This is a genomic window from Thermoplasmata archaeon (assembly GCA_035632695.1).
Taxonomy (GTDB): Archaea; Thermoplasmatota; Thermoplasmata; order RBG-16-68-12; family RBG-16-68-12; genus RBG-16-68-12.
The window spans coordinates 1-3960 of record DASQGG010000095.1 but is presented as its reverse complement, the minus strand read 5'-3'; the positions used below and the strand labels follow the sequence as shown (position 1 = coordinate 3960).

Genomic DNA, 3960 nt, shown 5'->3' with positions numbered 1-3960 from the left:
CGAAGAAGCTGAAGAGCGGAAGGAGGACCAGAAGAGGCAGCGTGAAGGCGACGAACACCGCGGGCCAGCCGAACAGGTCGCCGACGACAGGCCCCAGCAAGCTCCCGGCGGCCACGCCTGCGGGAGGTCCGGAGAGGAACAGGCCCACCGCCTTCCCTGGGCTCTCCGAGAAGGCCTTCGAGACCAAGTACGCGCACGGGACGAAGATGAACGCGAGTGGGATGCCGGAGACGAACCGCAGCGGCAAAATGACGTCGTAGCGGGGCAGGCTCCAGATCGCCACGCTCACGACGAGGAGCACGGCCCCGGACGCGACCACGATGGGCCGAGGATCCCGACGGTCGATCAGGTAGCCTGCGGGGATCTGAAACAGGAGGATCGCCAGCAGAAAGACGGAGATCAGGGCGCCCGCCTGGGCGTTGGAGATCCCGAGGGCGTTGGACATGGGCGTGAACACGGGGGCCGGGGCGATGTAGAACGCGTTGCTGCACACGTTGACCGCCCACGTGGACAGCAGGAACGCCATGGGACGGAACGGGCGGTCCGGGGCCAACATGGGCCTAGGCGAGCTCGCCGAACGATATAAGGGCGTGGCCGTCGACGACGCTACCGACGCGTCTTCGCCCGCGCTCGGGGCGAGCGGTGCGGTGTACCGGCGGCCAGCAACCGAATCGCCGCCGCCTGAGGATCGAGAGTTCGGCGGACGACCTCCTGCACGAGCCGCTCGAACCCCGCGCTCGTGGGCCCCGCGCGCACGCGGTTCGCCAGGAGGCGGCGCGCGTTCTCCAGGATTTCTTGCCGCGCCCGCACGGCCTCCCGCTTCTGCCAGCGGCCGTCCGAGCCGAGGAGCGCGCGATGCTGGACGATCGCATCGGCGAGTTCGTCGATGCCCGTTTCCTTCAGGGCCGAGGTGCGGAGGATCGGGGGTCTCCAGCCGTCCCGCTCCTCGATCTGGAACCGCAGGTTCGCGACGAGGCTCTCGGGATCCGCCAGGTCGGACTTGTTCACCACGTAGAGGTCGCCGATCTCGAGGATGCCCGCCTTCATTGTCTGGACGGCGTCCCCGGTCAGCGGCATCTCGACGACGACGGTCGTGTGGGCACGCCCGGCGATCTCGACCTCGCTCTGCCCCGCCCCGACGGTCTCCACGAGGACGAGATCCATCCCCATCGCATCGAGGACGCGGACCGCGTCGAAGGTCGCGAGCGCCAGGCCGCCCGCGTGGCCACGGGTCGCCATGGATCGGATGAACACGCCTGGGTCGATGCCCGTGTCCGCCATCCGGATGCGGTCTCCGAGGACCGCGCCCCCGGAGTACGGGGACGTCGGGTCCACGGCGACGACCCCGACCTTCTTCCCGCGCGTGCGGAACTCCCGCACGAGCTGGTTGATCAGGGAGCTCTTCCCGACGCCGGGGGCGCCCGTGAATCCGACGTACTGCGCGTGCCCCGTGTGCGGGTACACGAGCGCGAGGGCCTCCGCCGCCTCGGGTTCGTCGTCCTCGATCAGGGAGATGAGCTTCGCGGCCGCGCGCTTGTCTCCCGCGAGGAGATCCCTCACGAGGCCCCGGACCGGGCTCGGCGCGGTCCGCGAGGGCACGTCCTCACGCACCCTTCGCGGATCCGGCTTTCTCGAAGAACGCGACGATGTCGTGGAGTGGCGTCCCGGGCCCGAAGACGGCCTTGATCCCGGCCTTCTTGAGCTTCGGGATGTCCTCCTCCGGGATGATGCCACCGCCCGCGACCACGATGTCCCCGGCCCTGCGCTTCTTCAGAAGCGTGACGACCTCGGGGAACAGGGTCATGTGCGCGCCGCTCAGGCAGGAGAGGCCGATCGCGTCGACGTCCTCCTGGATCGCGGCCTCCACGATATCCTCCGGGGTCTGCCGCAACCCCGTGTAGATGACCTCCATCCCCGCGTCGCGCAACGCGCGGGCGATCACCTTCACACCGCGATCGTGGCCGTCCAATCCGGGTTTCGCCATGAGGACGCGGATCTTCTTCGCCATCGACATCCCCTCAGTAGAGGAGCGGCTCCTCCCACACGCCGAAGACCTCGCGCATCACGCCGCAGATTTCACCCAGGGTGGCCCGTGCACGGACCGCGTCCAGGATCCTCGGCATCGTGTTCGACTCGGGGTCCTCGCACGCCTTCCGGAGGCCGTCCAGCGAGCGCTCCCACTTCTTGCGGTCCCGGCCCGAGCGGATGCGTCGGAGCCGTTCGAGCTGGGCCTTCAGGGAGGCCGGTGCGACGCGGAGCGGCTCGACCTCCGGCTGCTCGTCCACGACGAAGTCGTTCACGCCGACGATGATTCGCTCCTTGTCCTCGATCTCGCGCTGGTAGCGATAGGCGGAGTTGGCGATCTCCTGCTGGATGAACCCCTTCCGGATCGCGGCGATGACGCCACCCATGTCCTGGATCCGGTCGAAGTAGCGGTACGCCTCCTCCTCGAGCTCGTCCGTTAAGCTCTCCAGGTAGTACGAGCCCCCGAGGGGATCGACCGTGTTCGCGACCCCGCTCTCGTGGGCCAGGATCTGTTGGGTGCGCAGGGCGATCCGCACGGCCTTCTCGTTGGGCACCTGGTACGCCTCGTCGTAGCTGTTCGTGTGCAGGGATTGCGTGCCCCCGAGAACCGCGGCGAGCGCCTGGATCGTCGTGCGGACGATGTTCACCTCGGGCTGCTGCGCGGTCAGGGAGACGCCCGCGGTCTGCGCATGGGTGCGAAGGAGCCAGGACCGAGGGCTCTTCGCGCCGAAGGTGTCCCGCATCTCCCGCGCCCAGATCCGCCGCGCGGCGCGATACTTCGCGATCTCCTCGAAGAGGTCGTTGTGGGCGTTGAAGAAGAAGCTGAGACGGGGAGCGAAGGCATCCACCTTCAGGCCGCGGTCCACTCCCCACCGCACGTACTCCATGCCGTTCGCGAGGGTGAACGCGAGCTCCTGGCCCGCCGTGGCCCCCGCCTCGCGGATGTGGTAGCCACTGATCGAGATCGTGTTCCATTGCGGCGCTTCCTGGGCACCGAACTCGAAGGTGTCCACGACGAGCCGCATGGATTGCTCGGGAGGGAAGATCCACTCCTTCTGGGCCTCGTACTCCTTCAGGATGTCGTTCTGAATCGTCCCGCGGAGCTTCGGCAAGGGCACGCCTCGACTTTCCGCCATCCCCAGGTACATCGCCCACACCACATCCGCCGGGGCGTTGATCGTCATCGAGGTGCTGATCGAGCCCACGTCGATGTCCCGGAACAGGATCTGCATGTCCTCGAGGGACGAGACGGCCACGCCGCAGGTGCCGAACTCCCCCTTGGCCTCCGGCGCGTCCGTGTCGTACCCGTACAAGGTGGGCATGTCGAAGGCCACGCTCAGCCCCGTCTCCCCGTGGGCGATGAGGTACTTGAACCGCCGGTTCGTGTCCTCCGCGCTGCCGTAGCCCGCGAACATGCGCATGGTCCAGAGGCGGCCGCGGTACATGGTCGGGTGGATCCCGCGGGTGAAAGGGAACTCGCCCGGGTTGCCGAGGCGGTCCGCGAACGACTTGCCTCGCAGATCCAGGGGGGTGTACAGCCGCCTCACGGACCGGCTCGAGGTCGTGACGAAGTCCTTGCGGCGTTCCGGGAGCGCCTTAAGCGCGTCCTTGAGCGTCGTGGTCTCCCACTTCCGGAGACGGGACTCGAGTTCGTCGAGGTCCTCAGAATCCGACATGACCCGCCGTACGCTTTGAAGCACGGGTCCATATAAGATGGTTGCGACCCGCGGCATTCACTCGAGCTTCGACGTCTCCACGATCGTCTTGGCGAGGCTCTGGAACGCCTGCTCCACGTTCTCGCCCGACTTCGCGGACGTGTAGAGGATCGGCGTCTCGTAGGAGCGCAGCGTGTCGGCCGCCTCTTGATCCGTCGTCTCGCGCCGTTCCGTGAGATCGGTCTTGTTGCCCAAGGTGTAGACGGGGATGGGCCCGACG

5 protein-coding genes are annotated in these 3960 nt (G+C 67.7%); all 5 read right to left on the bottom strand.

Translation table 11 applies throughout. The features are described from left to right. The coding region (locus VEY12_06825) for an MFS transporter (GenBank protein ID HYM39840.1) at positions 1–556 on the bottom strand (556 nt) is incomplete at its 3' end. A gap of 50 nt (positions 557–606) precedes the next feature. Next, complete coding sequence (meaB, locus tag VEY12_06820; protein HYM39839.1) at positions 607–1599, bottom strand: methylmalonyl Co-A mutase-associated GTPase MeaB; 993 nt, start codon at positions 1597–1599, stop codon at positions 607–609. Between the two features lie 4 nt (positions 1600–1603). Beyond that, a complete protein-coding gene (locus tag VEY12_06815; protein ID HYM39838.1) occupies positions 1604–2014 on the bottom strand; it encodes a cobalamin B12-binding domain-containing protein in 411 nt (136 codons plus the stop codon). 4 nt (positions 2015–2018) lie between these two features. Next, entirely contained in the window at positions 2019–3701 is a 1683-nt protein-coding gene (locus VEY12_06810) for a methylmalonyl-CoA mutase family protein (protein HYM39837.1), read from the bottom strand. Positions 3702–3758: 57 nt separating this feature from the next. Beyond that, positions 3759–3960: GTP-binding protein (locus VEY12_06805; GenBank protein ID HYM39836.1), on the bottom strand; the 202-nt coding region annotated here is incomplete at its 5' end.